14 protein-coding genes are annotated in these 17,390 nt (G+C 47.8%); 3 read left to right on the top strand and 11 right to left on the bottom strand.

Annotated elements, in window-relative coordinates; genetic code table 11:
- The first annotated feature begins 28 nt into the window (after positions 1 to 28).
- Complete coding sequence (locus BLS44_RS16855) at positions 29 to 1,753, top strand: tetratricopeptide repeat protein (RefSeq protein ID WP_090391400.1); 1,725 nt, start codon at positions 29 to 31, stop codon at positions 1,751 to 1,753.
- Between the two features lie 163 nt (positions 1,754 to 1,916).
- Here the strand turns inward: BLS44_RS16855 and BLS44_RS16860 are convergent, their stop codons facing one another.
- From BLS44_RS16860 to BLS44_RS16875, 4 genes are all read right to left on the bottom strand, one after another.
- A complete protein-coding gene (locus BLS44_RS16860; RefSeq protein ID WP_245729246.1) occupies positions 1,917 to 2,741 on the bottom strand; it encodes a phosphatase PAP2 family protein in 825 nt (274 codons plus the stop codon).
- A gap of 122 nt (positions 2,742 to 2,863) precedes the next feature.
- Positions 2,864 to 3,925, bottom strand: coding sequence for an adenylate/guanylate cyclase domain-containing protein (locus BLS44_RS16865; RefSeq protein WP_090391401.1), 1,062 nt, complete (start codon positions 3,923 to 3,925; stop codon positions 2,864 to 2,866).
- Between the two features lie 91 nt (positions 3,926 to 4,016).
- Positions 4,017 to 5,174, bottom strand: coding sequence for a hypothetical protein (locus BLS44_RS16870; protein ID WP_090391402.1), 1,158 nt, complete (start codon positions 5,172 to 5,174; stop codon positions 4,017 to 4,019).
- 155 nt (positions 5,175 to 5,329) lie between these two features.
- The gene (locus tag BLS44_RS16875) at positions 5,330 to 7,687 is read right to left on the bottom strand and encodes a 3-hydroxyacyl-CoA dehydrogenase/enoyl-CoA hydratase family protein (protein ID WP_090391556.1); all 2,358 of its coding nucleotides are present in this window, start codon (positions 7,685 to 7,687) and stop codon (positions 5,330 to 5,332) included.
- Positions 7,688 to 8,093: 406 nt separating this feature from the next.
- Between BLS44_RS16875 and BLS44_RS16880 the strand changes: the two genes are divergently transcribed.
- Both BLS44_RS16880 and BLS44_RS16885 read left to right on the top strand, forming a co-directional pair.
- Entirely contained in the window at positions 8,094 to 9,008 is a 915-nt protein-coding gene (locus BLS44_RS16880; protein WP_090391403.1) for an ABC transporter ATP-binding protein, read from the top strand.
- 52 nt (positions 9,009 to 9,060) lie between these two features.
- Positions 9,061 to 9,879, top strand: a complete 819-nt coding sequence (locus tag BLS44_RS16885) for an ABC transporter permease (protein ID WP_090391404.1) — start codon at positions 9,061 to 9,063, stop codon at positions 9,877 to 9,879.
- Between the two features lies 1 nt (position 9,880).
- Here the strand turns inward: BLS44_RS16885 and BLS44_RS16890 are convergent, their stop codons facing one another.
- The 7 genes from BLS44_RS16890 to BLS44_RS16920 all read right to left on the bottom strand — a co-directional run bounded on the left by BLS44_RS16890 (position 9,881) and on the right by BLS44_RS16920 (position 17,288).
- On the bottom strand, positions 9,881 to 10,750 hold the full coding sequence (locus BLS44_RS16890) for a hypothetical protein (RefSeq protein ID WP_090391405.1): 870 nt from the start codon (positions 10,748 to 10,750) through the stop codon (positions 9,881 to 9,883).
- Between the two features lie 196 nt (positions 10,751 to 10,946).
- Entirely contained in the window at positions 10,947 to 12,506 is a 1,560-nt protein-coding gene (locus BLS44_RS16895; protein WP_090391406.1) for an IS1182 family transposase, read from the bottom strand.
- Between the two features lie 139 nt (positions 12,507 to 12,645).
- Positions 12,646 to 13,476, bottom strand: coding sequence for an energy transducer TonB (locus tag BLS44_RS16900; protein ID WP_090391407.1), 831 nt, complete (start codon positions 13,474 to 13,476; stop codon positions 12,646 to 12,648).
- A gap of 56 nt (positions 13,477 to 13,532) precedes the next feature.
- Positions 13,533 to 14,171 (bottom strand): ExbD/TolR family protein, encoded by a 639-nt coding sequence (locus tag BLS44_RS16905; protein WP_090391408.1) that lies wholly within the window; start codon positions 14,169 to 14,171, stop codon positions 13,533 to 13,535.
- A gap of 28 nt (positions 14,172 to 14,199) precedes the next feature.
- Entirely contained in the window at positions 14,200 to 14,856 is a 657-nt protein-coding gene (locus BLS44_RS16910) for an ExbD/TolR family protein (protein WP_090391409.1), read from the bottom strand.
- A 69-nt stretch (positions 14,857 to 14,925) separates the two neighbouring features.
- Positions 14,926 to 15,780 (bottom strand): MotA/TolQ/ExbB proton channel family protein, encoded by an 855-nt coding sequence (locus tag BLS44_RS16915; RefSeq protein ID WP_090391410.1) that lies wholly within the window; start codon positions 15,778 to 15,780, stop codon positions 14,926 to 14,928.
- Positions 15,781 to 16,007: 227 nt separating this feature from the next.
- Complete coding sequence (locus tag BLS44_RS16920; protein ID WP_090391411.1) at positions 16,008 to 17,288, bottom strand: ABC transporter permease; 1,281 nt, start codon at positions 17,286 to 17,288, stop codon at positions 16,008 to 16,010.
- Between the last annotated feature and the right edge of the window lie 102 nt (positions 17,289 to 17,390).

Consider the following 17,390-nt stretch of genomic DNA (forward strand, 5'->3'; position numbering starts at 1 on the left):
CATTTTTTAAGCCTCCAAAATTATCAGCATGAGAAATTCAGCCTTATTCATAGCCACTTTACTCATAGCCATTGGCTGCAAAGAACCCCGGCAAAAAGTGGATACAACCACCGTTACCCCGGAGAAAGAACGGATTGGATGTGCACCGGCCACCACGGATAAGGCATGGTATACGGCAGGCACCAAAGCGCCCTTGTTTAAAGGACTGGATGGCATCCAGTTTAAGATCTCTACCTCCAGCAAAGAAGCCCAGGATTATTTCAACCAGGGCATGATGCTGGCTTACGGGTTCAACCATGCAGAAGCGGCCCGTTCGTTTTTTGAAGCCACAAGGCTCGATTCCAATTGTGCCATGGCTTATTGGGGCTTTGCCTATGTATTGGGGCCTAATTATAATGCGGGCATGGAAGACGACAATTACCAGCGGGCATGGCAGGCGGCTCAAAAAGCGCTTGCGTTGTCCGCCGGCTGTACACCAAAAGAAAAAGCCCTGATCCGGGCCCTGGAGCACCGGTATACGGAGCAGGCGCCCAAAAGCCGCGGGCACCTCGACAGTGCCTTTGCCCGGGCCATGAAAAGGGTATATGACGCGTATCCCACCGACCCGGATGTGAGCGCTCTGTATGCAGAAGCATTGATGGACCTGCACCCCTGGGATCTGTATGATAAAAAAACAAAAGCACCCAAACCCTGGACGCCTGAAATTGTAACCATACTCGAAAAGCTGATCCGGCAATACCCCAAACATCCCGGTGCTCCCCATTTTTACATCCACGCTGTGGAAGCATCCAAAACACCTGAAAAAGGATTGGCCAGTGCTCAGCTGCTGATGCAGCTGGTGCCCGGCTCCGGGCACTTGTTGCACATGCCCTCCCATATCTATATCTGGACCGGGGACTATCACCTGGGTTCGCTTGCCAATCTGAATGCCATCAAAGCAGACAGTATCTATGTAACCGCATGTCACGCCCAGGGCGCCTACCCCCTTGCCTACTACCTGCATAACTACCATTACCTGGCGGCCACGGCCACTTTTGAAGGCAACTCAAAACTTGCGTGGATGGCGGCCAGGCAGGTGCAGGAAAAAACGGCCAAAGACGTGATGACAGAGCCGGGCTGGGGCACGCTGCAGCACTATTATGCCATTCCCTATTTTGTAGCTGTAAAATTTGCCTTATGGGATAGCATCCTCGCTATGAAGCCCGAGCGCAAAGACCTTATTTATCCCCGCGCCATACAACATTACGCAAAGGGTATGGCCCTCCTGGGGAAAAAGGATATGACCGGCGCACAGAGAGAACTGGCACAGTTGAATGACCTGGCCACAGATACCATACTGAAAGAGCTGACCATCTGGGATATCAACAGCATGAACGATATCGTACAGATTGCTGTGCAGGTACTCACCGCGGAAATTTCGCGGAACAAAAAGGAGTATGGCAACGCTGTTGCCGCTTTCAATAAAGCTATTGCCATTGAAGACAACCTGAATTATAATGAGCCGCCGGATTGGTTCTTTTCTGTGCGGCATCACCTCGGAGCCACATTGCTGCAGTCCGGAAAATTCAGTCAGGCGGAAAAAACATACCGGGAAGATTTAGCGATCTGGAGAGAAAACGGATGGGCACTGGCGGGATTGGAGCAGGCACTTCAAAAACAGGGAAAAGCACAGGAGGCACAGCTTGTAAGCCAACGATTTTCTAAAGCCTGGCAACACGCCGACGTTGACCTGGCGACATCATTTGCTCCATAGCCTGAAGAAGAGACCGGTTTAAAGGCCAAGGTCCAAGGTCTGATCCACCTCATCCCTGTTGTTTTATTCCCCATTCACAATGAACGTTGACACAAATTAAATCCTGTTTCTTTCCCGATGATCGAAGCTGAAAAATGACCGCTGACGGCCGACAGCTAAAAAATCATCGCCACACAACCTGCAATCCCGTGCGTTTCTTCACCCGGTTATTTTTAAATACGGACCGGGTAACAAAATAACCCAGGCTGGCGCCGATCCAAACATCGCTGGACCAGTGCCGGTTGTGATAAATGCGGGAAACACCGGTAAGCCCGGCAATACTATAGGCCACCCAGGGGATCCACCGGTGCTGTTGGCCATAGGCCTCAGAAACTGCTGTGGCCAATGTCATTACCGTTAAGGTATGCCCGGAGGGGAAAGAGGTATGATAGCGGTCGCTGGAAAACGGCGGGTGAAAATCCAGACTGTTATTAGTGTAAGCCGGCCGGTTCCGCCGGATCATTGATTTTGTGAGCAGGTATAAAGAGGTGGAAATCGCATAGGATTTAAAAGTAAGCAGCGCCGCATTTTTTAACCCCGGGTCCTTTATGGCGGCCCCGGCCACATACATCCCCGCCATAATGTAGGGAGAGTAGCGGTTGCCGAAGGGTTCTACGATATTGGCTACGCTGTTTATAACCGGATGCTGATTCCGTTGAACGATCCGTTTGATCTCACGATCGGCCAGCAGCAGCGCCCCGGTTGTTCCCATCACAATACCCAGGTTCCGGAAATCGCGCCCCTGCCAGTGCGCCGGCCGGGTCACCACATATTCCGCATCCGAAAAAATGCTTTTAAAAAAAGCGCCATTCAGCTTGTATTGGACCAGACTATCGGTATCCCCCGCTTCATCCGGGCAGCCTTTTTCTCTAAGAGAGTCAGCACACCTGTTATCCCAAGCGGCCCTGGGCCCTATAGCGATTGCAGTATCCTTACGGGGTGTATTCAATGGTGTTTGTGCTCCGCATAAATGAGATAACGCTACAAAAAGCCAGCAGTATAAAAAATATCTAACAGGGTACAGGCTAAACTTGTTTCCTACAAAAATAGGGGAATACAGGCTGTGAACGATCACTCAAATTCCAGTGAAAAAAGCTGTTCCTTCTCTGTCCTGCCCTTCAGTTCCATTTCACCGATCCCTGTTATTTTATAGGAAAAGGGTTGATGAAAATCATTCATAAAGCCCCCCGATAAGATAAAGGATTGCTGCAGCTCATGACATTTTCCCCGAAGCCGCGCAGCAGTATTGAGCGTATCGCCGCTGTACACAAGGTCCTTTTTTACAATGCCGACCAACCCTGATGTTACCTCCCCGCTGTGGATCCCTGCTTTAAATGTGGGGGCCACGGTATATTGCCGGGTGTAATATCGCTCCCTCCGTTTTAGAATGTAGAAGGTCTGCCGGATAAACCGCAATGCATAGATCTTGTTTTCCGGCGACTCCTTCCATGAAAGCACCACTTCATCGCCCACATACTGGTAAATTTCCCCGCCATTGGCCAGCACGGGATTGGTAATATCCGAAAAAAAATCTCTCAGCAATAAAAAATACTGCTCATGCCCGATCTTCTCTGCTATGGTGGTGGCATTATTAATATCCAGGAAAATAAAGATCCGGCGCTCCTTCCTGGGCCGGTGGTATTCGCCCCGCATCATACTCCAGAATCCGCCGGGGCCGTATTTATCCGTCACTTCCAGCAATACCAGCGAAAGGAGGGTCAGCAGCCCGAGATCCGCCATCAGGATCAAAAATCCTTTTGTGAAAAAAACATCCCCGAAAAACCGGTTGGTAAACTGCGACAGGCTCCCATGATAACTGAAAACAAAGTATGCGGCCAGCATGGAAAAAGCCACCACTACAAACAATCCAAAAGCCAGGGCCAGTTTCAGCAGGAATGCCAGCCATAACGGGTACTGCCGGAAGGCCGCCTTTAAATAGAAGGTCAGCGCCGAGGCAATCACCAGCCCCATGACCGCAAATGTAAAACAGAAAATAGCCGGAGACCGGTCACTCAGCAACTGCTTTTCTATTTCCAGGATATTGAACAAAAAAAGAAACCCAAACAGGATCCAGATCACACAAAGGATCAGCAACATCTTCAGCCGGAAGTACAGGATACGTTTGGAAAGCATGACCGTTACAGCAGCGGCTTGTAAACTGCTGCTACAAAATTAGGAGGAAATGGGATGCAACGCCTGTTTTGCAGATCCCCGGCCCCTGTTGTTATCGCCTGCCTTCACTTATTTTTTTTGCCTCATCAATAATTGCCTGCTTTAGTGTTTTACGGGTTCCCAGCAGCAACGGCAATGCTTCCTCCATCTTGCTGCAGGGCAGGGCCAGGAATTGCCGCCACCCTTCCAGTCCCTTTTTTTCATAGATCAGCCCCGCCAGGATGCCGCCGGCAGCATACAGCCGGGACACATCGTCATCAGTACGAACATCTTCAAATAATAATTGACTGACGGACACATTCCTGTATTTCTGAAGGTATTGATAAAGCGATCTGCCAACGGTTCTCAGGGGCTTTTGTTCGGTTCCGCCTATATAGGTTGCAATACCTTCATAGGCAATACGGCAGGGCTCGTTGGTTGTATACAGTTCTCCGATATAAAAATGCGCGATCTCATGCGGATAGTATTCTTTGTTATTACCGGAATAGATAAAATGATTCAGGGGAGGTTTTACTCCGCCCCATTCTGCGCGGCCACCTGTGCGGGATAAAAACATTTCATACCGGAAATCATAGCCCATCAGGTTAAACATTTGTACAGGATCTTTGCAGGAATAGTAAATAATCTTTTTGGGAGGCACCTTAAAAACAGCAGCGATGCTATCGTTATACCTGTTACAGGCTTTTGCCTGCTGTATACTAAACGTTGCCTTTAGTTCTTTATAAAAAAGGATGTTCCCCACCTGCAGCTGGTACCAATCCCTTGTAAAATAGTTGGTATAGCGCTCAAAAGTAAACCCATCCGTTGCCTTGTCATAGTTTGCAATAAGATTCACCACGCGGCCCATATTTCCTTTTAAAGAATCGGCAAAAGGTAAAAAAGCAATTTTAACGAGGTATTGCCGCCGTGGTATAAAATCGATCGCGCCCAGGAACACGGGCCTTAAAAAGCTTTCGCCCTTTCCGTTGTAGCCATACGTTGTAAGATCAAAAGGATAACCAAAAAAGTTCAGATCTTTTTTGTCCCAATATTTACCGGATTTTTGCCCGTCCCCGCCATAGGTAAAAAAGGAATCCAGGGTCCGGATCAGCAGGTCTTTTTTATAAAGCGGGTTGATGTTGTTTTGATCCGAAAGATTAACGGCCAGTCGCTGGGCACTTATACAGTGCGCTGTTGCCACAAAAGATATCAGCAGAAAGATGCGCTTCATAAATGTATCCCGCAACGATTTTTTCGGGGTTGAGTTAATTTTTCATAACAGGACCTTTTGTATTGCTGCTATATTATACTGCAGCAGAAACGAGCGTGGCAACGAGGCCGATAGAAGCCGCTCTGCCGGCCCTGTAATAAATGCCATCTGCCGGTTTAATTCCTCACCGGCTTACCGGTCTTGATCACACTTTGTAACCGCTCCAGTGTTTTACGCTCTCCGCAGAGCGACAGGAAGTTTTGCCGTTCCAGGTCCAGCAGGTATTGTTCAGACACCAGGGTTGGTGCGCTCAGATCCCCGCCACACATTACATAGGCCAGTTTTTTTGCTACCAGTGCATCATGGTCTGTGGCGTAGTTTCCTTTCTGCATCCCGTTAATACCGGCCAGCAGGGCCCCCAGTGCACTGCGGCCCAGTACCTTGATGTCCGTTCTGGGCACCGGCGCCACATAACCACTGTCGTATAATTCAATCACACTGCGTTTTGCTTCCGCAATACGGCGATCCTGGTTAATGATCATTGCATCATGGCCTGTACGGTAGATACCCAATTCAAACGCCTCGGTGGCCGAAGTGCTCACTTTTGCGGTGGCAATGGTAAGGAATCTGTTCTGCAGCGGGATATTTTCCGGTTCCCCATGCTGCACCTCATCCGCAGCCCGTAATGTAAACTCCTTGGTTCCGCCGCCGCCCGGAATAAGGCCCACCCCCATTTCTACCAGGCCGGTATAGGTTTCCGCTGCTGCGCATACTTTATCGGCATGCAGGCTCAGCTCGCACCCTCCGCCCAAAGCCAGGCCGTGCGGGGCCAGGACCACAGGCACGGAAGAATAACGTACACGCATAGATGTATTCTGGAAGAGACGCACTGCCATATCCAGCTCATCGTACTCCTGTTCTACTGCCAGCATAAAGATCAGCCCCACATTGGCCCCGGCCGAAAAATTAGCCCCCTCATTGGCAATCACCAGGCCTTTGAAGCCGCTCTCGGCCTTTTCAACAGAAGTCTGGATACCGCTGAGCACATCTCCTCCGATGGTCCCCATCTTTGTATTCCATTGCAGGGCCAGCACATCATTGCCAATATCATACAACCGGCAACTGCTGTTCTTCCATACAGTCTTATCCCCGTAATTATTTAAAATAATGAACGCATCGCTTCCGGGCAATAATTTGCAGGCCTTGCTAACCGGGTCATAGGCTTTGCGCTTCCCGTTTTCGATAGTATAGAACGCATGATGACCCGCAGCCAGCATTTCCTCCACCCAGGCGGCTACTCTGAAACCCGCCGCCTTCATAGCTTCCACGGTTTTGGCTACACCTGCAGCATCCCAGCTTTCAAAGGGGCCGATCTCCCAGCCAAAGCCGGCCTTCATCGCATCATCAATACGGTATAGTTCATCACTGATCTCCGGTATCCGGTGGCTCACATATGCAAACAGGTTGTAATGAAACTGACGGTAAAATTCCCCGGCCTTGTCCTGACCGCTCATCAGCATCTTCAGTTTTGCAGGTAATGTTTCGATCAGCTTTGCCGCTTCAAGACTTGCGAACTTTGGCTTTATCCGGGGGCCATATTCAAAGGTCTTCAGATCAAGCACCAGGATCTCGGACGCGCCCCTGTCATTCTTTATCTTCTTAAAAAAGCCCTGGCCGGTCTTATCACCCAGCCATTTGTTTGCAACCATCCGCTCCAGCCATGCGGGGATCACAAACAGCTGTTTCGCCTCATCCTCCGGGCAATTCTCAAACACACCTTTTGCTACTTTGGCCAGGGTGTCGATCCCCACCACATCTGCGGTACGGAAGGTAGCAGATTTAGGCCTCCCGATCATAGGGCCCGTCAGCGCCTCAACCTCATCAATGCTCAACCCCAGCTCGTCCATCAGTGAAAAGATCGCCATGATGCTGAACACGCCCACCCGGTTGGCAATAAAAGCCGGCGTATCCTTGCAAAGCACGGTTGTTTTTCCCAGGATATGATCGCCAAACTCCACCAGGAAATCAATAACTGCCGGGTCCGTGCCCGGTGTTGGAATGATCTCCAGCAGCCGCAGGTAACGGGGGGGGTTGAAAAAATGCGTCCCACAGAAATGTTTTATGAAATCTTCACTCCGTCCCTGGCACATCAGGTGGATGGGTATTCCCGAGGTATTGGAGGTGATAAGTGTTCCGGGAGTCCGGTATTGTTCCACCTTTTCAAACAGCTGTTGTTTGATGTCCAACCGCTCCACCACCACTTCTATCACCCAGTCGCAGGTTGCCACCTCTTTAAGGTCGTCCTCAAAGTTGCCCGTAGCGATCCTCTTCACAACGTCTTTTGTATATACCGGCGACGGGCTGCTTTTAACGGCTGAAGCCAGGGCATCGTTTACGATCCTGTTCCTGTCGGGTCCGTCAGCGGCCATGTCCAGCAACAGAACCGGGATGCCTGCCCCAGCAAAATGACAGGCAATACGCGATCCCATTACCCCGCTTCCCAAAACAGCAACTTTCTTTACGATCCTTTTCATATTTATGATATTTATGAGCTGCAATGGCCTGCAACAGCGATCCGGGTGATCGTCATTTCAAACAAGACCGGCTTCGCTTTCCAAAACCAAACAACTTTTTTCATTGAGATACAATACAAACAACAATTAGTTAGATAAACAACTATCTACTGTGAAGGTAAGGAGAAAAAAAGCAACATTCAAAAACAAAAAGCCCGGAAGAAGCGGCTCCTGTGCGCCCTCATAATACCGGTTATTTTTTATCCCTGCGGATACAACGGCCGGCAGTACCCGGTTTCAGCAGTTTGCTCCGGCGCTTCCGGAAGGCTGCACCCGGCTTTTACCTCCACCGGATGTTAGTTTGCCGATTTTATTTCTTGTGCAGGATCAATTAGTGATACATTTGAACCTGTTAAACCCAACGAGGATGCATGTATTATCTACCAACAACCTTTCAAAAAATTACGGCACTGTACAGGCATTGAACCAGGTGAACATTGCAGTACCCCCGGGGGCTGTATATGGTATCCTGGGGCCCAATGGCAGCGGGAAAACCACGTTGCTGGGTATTGTCATGAATGTACTGGAAGCCAGTTCCGGCAGCTATCTATGGAACGGGCAAAGTGGCAATGAAGACCAGCGGAAACGGATCGGCACCCTGCTGGAAACGCCCAACTTTTATCCCTACCTGAGCGCGGAACGGAACCTGGAAATAGCCGCCTCTATCAAGGGCCATAGTACTGCCGATATTTCCCGGGTATTAAGGATTGTAAACCTGTTTGAACGCCGGCAATCTGCTTTCAGTACCTATTCCCTGGGGATGAAACAGCGCCTTGCCATTGCATCTGCCCTGCTGGGCGATCCGCAGGTACTGGTACTGGATGAGCCAACTAACGGGCTGGATCCCGCCGGGATTGCAGAGATCCGGCAACTGATCCGGCAACTGCACGCATCCGGTAAAACCATCATTATGGCCAGTCATATACTGGACGAAGTGGAAAAAGTATGTACCCATGTAACTATCATCCAGAAAGGGAATGTAAAAGCAAGCGGTACGGTTAACGACGTACTGCATAATGACGGGCCGGCGCAGGAGCGGGTTATTGAAATCGTTGCAGAAGACCTCCAGCTGTTGCGGGACGCGATCACCGGATTGCAGCAGGTAAAAGAAGTGATCAGCAGGCCGGCAATGCTTCAGCTTATCGGTGCAGCAGACATGACCCCGCAGCTGGTAAACCGGTATTGCTTTGAAAAAGGCATCACACTTAGCTACCTGGCACTAAAAAAGAAAAGCCTGGAGACGCGCTTCCTGGAGATCACCGGTTCCAGCAGCGACCAGTAAATGCCCCGCTTTATATCAAACCCTGCCCCCCTTATTCATATAACTCCTTCATATGCTACAACTTTTTAAAACAGAATGGCTGAAAATAAAGAACTACCGCACTTTCTGGATCCTGTTTGGCTCCTTTTTTATTTTTCTTCCGTCAATGTTCCTGCTGACAGCGCAGCAGTTCATGCGCCAGTTTGACCAGATGGCTGATAAAAGTATTGAAGCCGCTATGCTAAAGCGGATGTTCAGCTCCCCCTTCGTGTTTCCCAATACCTGGCATGGTGCAGCATGGTTTGGCGGCATGTTCTTTATCATTATTGGTATGCTTTATATCCTGCTGATCACAAACGAAGTGCAATACAGAACACACCGGCAGAACATTATTGATGGCTGGAGCCGGATGGATTATATCAGGGCCAAAATAACCCTGCTGATCTTTTTTGTGGTCACTACCACCCTTATGGTATTCCTGTGCGGTTTGGTTTGCGGGTTACTGTTCACACCCAACCTTTCCTCTGTCTCCTTTTTTGAGAACGTTTACTATGTGGGTTACTATGCTGTTATGGCAACCCTGTACCTGGTGGTAGCCCTCCTGGTGGCCGTACTTGTTAAACGCACCGGGCTGGCGATCGTTCTTTATTTTGGATATGTATTTGTTATTGATAACCTGTTATGGCTGGCACTTACGTTCCGAAAAGGCCAGGCGGGCTATTTTCTCCCACTGGAAAGCAGTGATTCCCTGGTGCCCAACCCCTTTAAACCGGGCATGGTGGAAACCCGCACTGTTTCCGATTGGAGCCTCCTGGCCACCGCTGTCATCTACGCCCTATTAATGTTGTACGGGATCATCCGGTATTATAAACGCACCGATCTGAAAACCTGATCTATTTTTTTCTTGCGCCACCTAATGGTTTCCTGGGCAAGGGAGTATTGGTTCCTTTTGCCGAAACCGGGTCTGTGGGACCATGAAACGGATCATGCGGTTTATCCTTAAACAGATCCGGAACCGGGCTGCTGGTTGTATATTCACCGGGGGGATCAATAACCAGACTTTTATGTTCCGGTGCCCTATCCTTTGGCTGGTCAATATTTGCCACTTCGCTTAATTCGGAGGGCTCCATTACCGGTGCCGCTATGATCGGTTCATCCAATGTGGGCATCTTTATTTCAGGAGTATCCCGCAGCGGTTTCTTTCCCCCCGGTTTAACGGGTAGTTTGGGAGATCGTTTAACCGGCGCTTTTTTTGATGGCTTCACCCTGGTGAGGCCTGCTTTTTCCGCGGCCCGTTTAGCCGGAGCCTTTTTAACAGCCGTCTTTGGCGCAGCAGCTTTTCTTGGGGCATTCTTTTTGGCAGGCGTCTTCTTTACTGCTGCTTTCTTGGATGCAGCCGTCTTTTTGGGTGCAGGTTTCTTTATGGCAGCCTTTTTTGCTGCTGTTGTAACCCCTGTCTTTGCCGTATTCTTTCCGGAAATGCTCTTAAGTACAGGAGCCTCCTGCACAGGTTTGCGGGAAGAGGCCTGTTTTACTACTTTGGAGGCTTCTTTTTTTTCTTTTTTAAGGGCTTTTTTCTGTGCTTTGGTTTGTTGTTTCAGTTGACGGACCGCTTCTTTCTGCAGCTTCCGGTCTTCCTTCTCTGAAGCGGACTTTTTCTTTTTTGCCTCCGCTTTTTTTACGTTCATTTTCTTGCCGGCTTCTTTTTTAACAACGCGGGAGGAAGCTTTCTTTTTTGCCTCCGCTTTTTTTTTCTTTGCCATCCTGTTTTGCTTTTATAATGAACAATAAAGAACTGTAGAAAAAATATTAAAAATCACCTCAACAATTATACCACTAAAAAAAAAAGAGGCCGTCTCAAAAGTAATTGGGACGGTTTTTTCATTTTTGGAGGGAAGCAGGAAGTAGGAGTATTTTATATAATTATATTTTTATATATAAAAACGAGATTGCTCTGCTTTATGCTGCAATGCTGATATTTTTCTTTGTTTGGGAGGCTTTTGTGAACTTCTGAAGGTTGTGAGCCATTGCGATTAACCCGATTTCAATCGTGACTTTAGCTTTACTACGCAACATAAACCGGCGGAAGCCTTTGTTGTGTTTAATGTTAGCAAAAACAGGCTCTACATCCGCACATCGTTTCTTGCGCTTTTGGATCCCTGCTTCACTACGGAGTCTTTCCGCTGCTTGCTGTTTGAGTTTTCTTAAGCGGTGATTGACTTCGATGATGCGATTGCCCTTTTGTTTATGACACATTCCCCGTAAAGGGCAGCCGTTACAGTTGGACGCCTGATAGTTGGTGATCGTTTGTTCATAACCGGCACTGGTCTTGCTTTTGAAGCTACCGGCATTTTGCATATGCTGCCCCATTGGGCACACGATATAATCTTCAGCTTCATTATAATGTAATTGATCGGCTGCAAAAGGACTGCGACGACCTTGCTGTTCCTTGTCAAAATAGTTGTATTTCACATACGCCTCGATGCCTGCGGCCTCCAGGAGTTCATAGTTCTGCTGCGAACCGTAACCGGCATCTGCAGTAAGGGTATCGGGTGTGTGCTCCAGCTGCTGCTCAAAGTCTTCAATGTGCGCCGGCAGCGTAAGAGTGTCGGTTGGGTTGGGGTGTAGTGTGTAATTGAGAACAAATTGATTTTCACTGGATATCTGTACATTGTAGCCGGGCTTGAGCTGACCGTTTTTCATATGATCTTCCTTCATCCGCATAAAGGTAGCATCCGGATCTGTTTTGCTATAACTGTTGCGACCAGCCAGTATTTTTTCTTGCTCATTATATTTAGCGGTATTAGCCGGCCAGTTTTTGCGGGCGTAGTTCAGCTTTTGTTTTACTTTCTTGTCAACAGCTTTGTCTTTAAGGACCTCGTTGAGCTGATCAATGGTCTGCTGCACGGCCTGGGGATCCGTGGGGCTAAAGGCCTGCGGACGTTTATCTTTCAGCTCTTCGGCAGCAATAGACTCCGCATAATCCCAGAGTTGCTCCAGTTGCCCGGCCATCTTTTCTTTATTGGTTTTGATCGCACCACCCCACACAAATGTATAGCGATTGGCGTTAGCTTCTACCTTGGTACCATCTACATTGATATCCTTTAAGCCTATATGGCCACTGTCAACCAACAGTTTTACCACCTGGGTAAACACATCCTTGAGAACATCTTTGAGCTTCTCGGAACGGAAGCGATTTATGGTATTGTGATCTGGAGTGGCCATCCCTGCCAGCCACATAAACTGAATATCCCTTTTTAGAAGTTGCTCGATCCTGCGACTGCTGTACTCATTGCAGATATAGGCATATACCAACACTTTGAGCAACAAGCGTGGATGATAGCTGGACGTGCCACCTCCTTTATACTTTGCACTGATGGCATCAATATCCAGGTGGTCCAGTACCGCATTGATCACCCTTACAGGATGATTTTTATCGATCAGCTCTTCTAAATCCGGCGGAAGTAACATCGCCTGGCGCTGATTATACGTCTTAAAGACTATCTTTGATGTACACATGTACACCTATAACGTACATTATAGGTGGAAAGGGATGCCCTGGCATCTCTTTTTTTATCGACATATGTGCATAACAGCAAAAATGGCTGCCCTTTTGAGACAGCCACTTTAAAATCACATATAATCTGTACCGATTTTCTTAGTTATCCGATACCATGAAAGTGATCGGCTGCTTCCGGTAAGCTTTTACCTCGCGACCGTTCTGGATAGCGGGTTTCCATTTACCAGATCTTTTTATTACACGGACAGCTTCTGCCCCCATTCCAAATCCGGGGTCCTTAATTACCTTTACATCACTCACGTTACCCTGTACATCCACAACGAACTGTACAATTACCTGGTAGCTGCCGGATGATGCGCCATTTTCAACCGGAACCTCACCCCGGAGGTTGGTTTCCAGGTATCTTGGCCAGTTACCATTGTATTCTGCGTCCTTTTCTACCTTGGTGAAGATCTCGGGTTCTTTTTCTACCGGCTTGGTCTCCACGATCCCTTTACCACCGTCAACTCCTGCCGGGGGTACAACGATACCGATGTCTTTTACCCCCTCCTGGTTAATTGTTCCGATCTTGGTTTCCTTTAATTCTTCCTGTACGGGAGGTGGTTCTTTTACTTCCTCATCTTTTACGATCTTGGGAGGGGTAAATGCCTTGGTTTCAATTTTGGGAGGTGGCTCCTGCTTGGGAGGCGGCGGCGGCGGCGGCGGTGGCGGCTCATCCTTCTTTTCCTCTTGCTTAATTTCCTGGATGGTTACTTCCTCCATTTTTACTTTTTCCTTAACCGTGGATTTCATCTGGCTTTTCAGAACCACCAGACCAGCAATAACCACAGCGGCTATAACTGTTATACCCAGGGCTTTCCAGACACGTTTATTGTAGGTGCGGCGAAGCTCATATGCCCCGTATTCTTTGTTCCGCCCTTCAAACACGATATCCAGAAAATCGGAGGATAAAATTTTATTGGCTTCCATTATTTAAATTACTTTTTTAATATGATGCATTTTTCCAAAATTTCCATAAGGAACTTTTATTTGGCCGGAGGCGTTGCTGCCGGGGCAGCCGGACCGCCAGCTCCGCCAGACAAACGAACTGCGTCCAACTCCGAATCGAAAGGTTTTACCAATGCATAACGGGAAACTTTATTGATGGTCATTTCATCCAGCATATCTACCACATTTTTGTATGTAGCGTCATCCGTGGGTTTAATCACCACAAAAAAGTCCTTTTGCTTACAATCGTCAATAGATTTTCCCTTTGCCCGGGCCTCGTTTTCGCAAGCGGGATCCGGTGTATAACGGGAAACTACTTCTCTTTTTTTACGGATGATCTCATTCCGGATATCCTTGTAAGTTGCACTTTTAAAATTTGAACCGGTAGGATCCAGATCACCTTCATAATAAAAAACCTTATTGTCCTTGGCCAGGATCACCGACAAAGAACCCGATTGTTTGATCTTGGTTTCCTCTTCCTTCTTATCCGTATCCTTCGGCATGTTCAGATCCATTGTTGTAGGATTACTCATTGTAGCCGTAAAAATAAAGAAGGTAATCAGCAGGAATCCAAGGTCCACCATTGGCGTCATATCTACCCGGGTGTTCAGTTTCTTGGCCTTCTTGACCCCCGGGCCTTTCTTCCCTTCATCGCCGCCAGTATCTAAACTTGCCATATTTTTTTCTTTTTACTGGTTATAGAATTTATTTGCTGCCCCTCAACCGATCCTGATACAGGTCTGTTCCGGGAGGCGCATCCTGCGGCATAGTCACCAGGTTGTATTTCTGCTCATCATTACGCTTCATCGCATCGATAATAGCGCCGAAAGTCGGGTATTTGGAAGTATTATCTCCCTTTACCAAATATTTCAGCGATTCTCCGGAGAAAACGTATTTCGCAGCCCCGATCCAGTTTACCAGCTCGCTGGTAGCTGAATCTTTAACGGGGATACCATCCTGTGGAATTTTTGCCCGCTCTGCCGGGGGAAGTGCCAGGAACCCTTTTATTTTAGTAAAAGGCATCCCGATCATTTCCCCATCCTGGTAACTTTTCAGATCCGCATCGGTAAGCTCGATCCCCGACCTTTTTGCGGCTTCTTTTATGATATCCTTGCCTTTTTGAAGATCAGACTTGGACATCACCGAAAAATACACCTTGTTATCCTTATCAATACTCATCATAACAGCATTGTTATCAGGCATTACCTGGGATGCTACAGAGTTCGGCGTATCGATGGGAACCGGCTCAGACGGTTTGAATTTTGTAGCCATGATAAAGAAGGACAGGATCAGGAATGCCACATCCACGAAGGGTGTCATATCCGTATCTGTTGACTTCTTTTGTATTTTTGCTTTTGCCATTATTGACGCTATTTTGATATAAGACGAAAAATCTGCTTTATTCCATAAAAATCTTTGCTCCTGTATCAATTATTTATACAGGGAGGCAAAGGATTGAGTCAGGGTAAAACCAGATTCGTCGATACCATGCGTAATGCTGTCAATACGGGTAGTAAGCATGTTATAGATAATGAGGGCCAGGGCCGATGTACCGATACCCAGTGCTGTGTTATACAGGGCCTCAGAGATACCAATCGCCAGTTCGGATGCGTTACCGCCGCCGCCTTCACCCAGGTTAGAGAAGGATTTGATCATCCCCATTACCGTACCTAATAACGCGATCAGCGTACCGGTAGATACAATGGTTGATAAGAACACCAGGTTCTTCTGAAGCATCGGAAGTTCCAGCGCTGTTGCTTCTTCCACCTCTTTTTGAATAGCAGCGATCTTTTGCTCGGTTTCCAAACCGGTTTCACTAACCATTTCTTTGTAACGACGCAGACCTGCTTTCATTACATTACCTACAGAACCTTTTTGTTTGTCGCACTCTGCCAATGCTGCATCTACATTTTTATTGGCCAGGTGATACTGTACTTTACGGATGAAATTGCTGTTGTTTCCTTTACCCAGCGCTTTGGCAATGGTCAGGAACCTTTCAATTGCAAACACGATTACCATTAACAACATACCGATCAGCAACGGTACGATGATACCACCTTCATAAATACGGTGGAACGCTCCTTTGGGGCCCTTGTGGTTAGGCCAAAATCCACCTGCACTGTCTGGCTGTGCAAACCCACTGTCAGCACCAATTACAAAACGCCATATGCAATACCCGGCAACAATACACAAAATGGGCGCTACCCACGAAATCAAATTACTGCTTTTTTTAGGTTGAACAGAAGTAGTAGCCGTTACGGGCTTCGCTTGATTTGTCTCAGCCATGATCTTAGTTTTTTAGTTTTTTAAATATTGAACAAGTTTATTTGAGTGTACAATTCTAACAAAAAAAATCAAACAACAAGGTTTTTCGTCATTATTTTTTTTTAATCGTTTGAAGTTAATCTTTTTTCACAATTCATCAAAAAAAACAAAAAAATGTTGACACAATTTTATTTAAAGCCGTCATTGCTTTTACGACATTCAATAAAATAGCCTCATGATTGTTTTTTTTATTCATAGCGCAACGCCTCTATGGGATTCAATCTTCCCGCTTTTACAGCCGGATAAATCCCCGCGGCCAGTCCGACAATTGTGCAAATGACAATTCCATATACAACCCAGTCCCAGGGAACCACAAACCCGGTATGCAGCACCAGTGAAAACAGGTTCCCGATAACAATTCCCAGCAGGATCCCCAGCAGGGCGCCCAGGACACTGATAATAATAGCTTCCAGCAGGAACTGGGTCTTTACGGATCGCTTCTTTCCTCCTAATGCCTTTACCAGACCTACTTCTTTTGTCCGTTCCGATACTGAAACCAGCATGATGTTCATCAGCCCGATGGCCGCCCCCAACAACGTAATAACGCCGATCACAATCGCGGCCCACCGGATATAACGCAATACATTCATAGCCGTTTGCACGGCGCTGTCGCTCTTATCTATTGCAAAGTTGCTGGCCTCGGTAATACTGTTCTTCCGTACCGACCGGAAAAAGCTCTCGGCTTCGCCGACAGCGGCATCCAGCTGTTTGAGCGCCGCAACTTTTACGGCAATTACATAGGAAGTGGCCGGGTTTCCAAAATTACGCGCCCAGTTCTGGTACCCCGTTACCACCATATTATCCCGGCTAAAGCCAAAGGTAGATCCCTTGCCTTCCAGGATGCCCAATACCCGGTAGGGCAGGTTATTGATGCGCACCGTGGTATTGATACCCCGGTCCATCGCCTCTCCAAAAAAACTTTTGGCAACATCAAACCCCAGGATACAGAGGTTTTGCGCCCCGCTTACCTCCCCTGCAGTAAAATTGCGGCCATATAATAATTTATAGGCGTTCAGATCCAGGTAATTTTCATCACCGGCCAGGAGCACTACATTGGGACTCGTTTTCTTATCATTAAAAGAAAGGATATTGCTTCTGCCGCCAAACACAGAGATGCCCGATACGGCACCGGGAAACCGGAAATGGCTGATGAAATACTCGGCCTGCTCCCGGGTAATGGGCTTGTTCAGGTTGGATTGTTTTTCCTTTTTCCCTTTTTTGGAAACCGCAAGATCATCCCCCCTTCCCCCTCCAAAATTGATATTCCGCTCCTTAAACCGGATGGTAAAACCGTTGGCGCCCATGGAGGAAAAGCTCTCGGAAAACTTCTGGTTCATGGCCTTTATTGCCGTGATGATACCCACCAATGCCATAATACCAAAGGCAATAATGGTAACGGTAAGCCCGGTCCGGAGCTTGTTACTTTTGACGGTCCGGAACGACAGCAGCAACGTATCTGTAAATTTCACACTGCTAAGTTACAGGAATAAGGGATGTTTCAGGTTTTAGGTTTAACGTTCCAGGTTGGATCGCGTTTGATGCTTGATGTTGGCGTTTCTATCCCGTTTCCT

Origin of the sequence: Niabella drilacis (genome assembly GCF_900101395.1) — a bacterium.
GTDB lineage: Bacteria > Bacteroidota > Bacteroidia > Chitinophagales > Chitinophagaceae > Niabella > Niabella drilacis.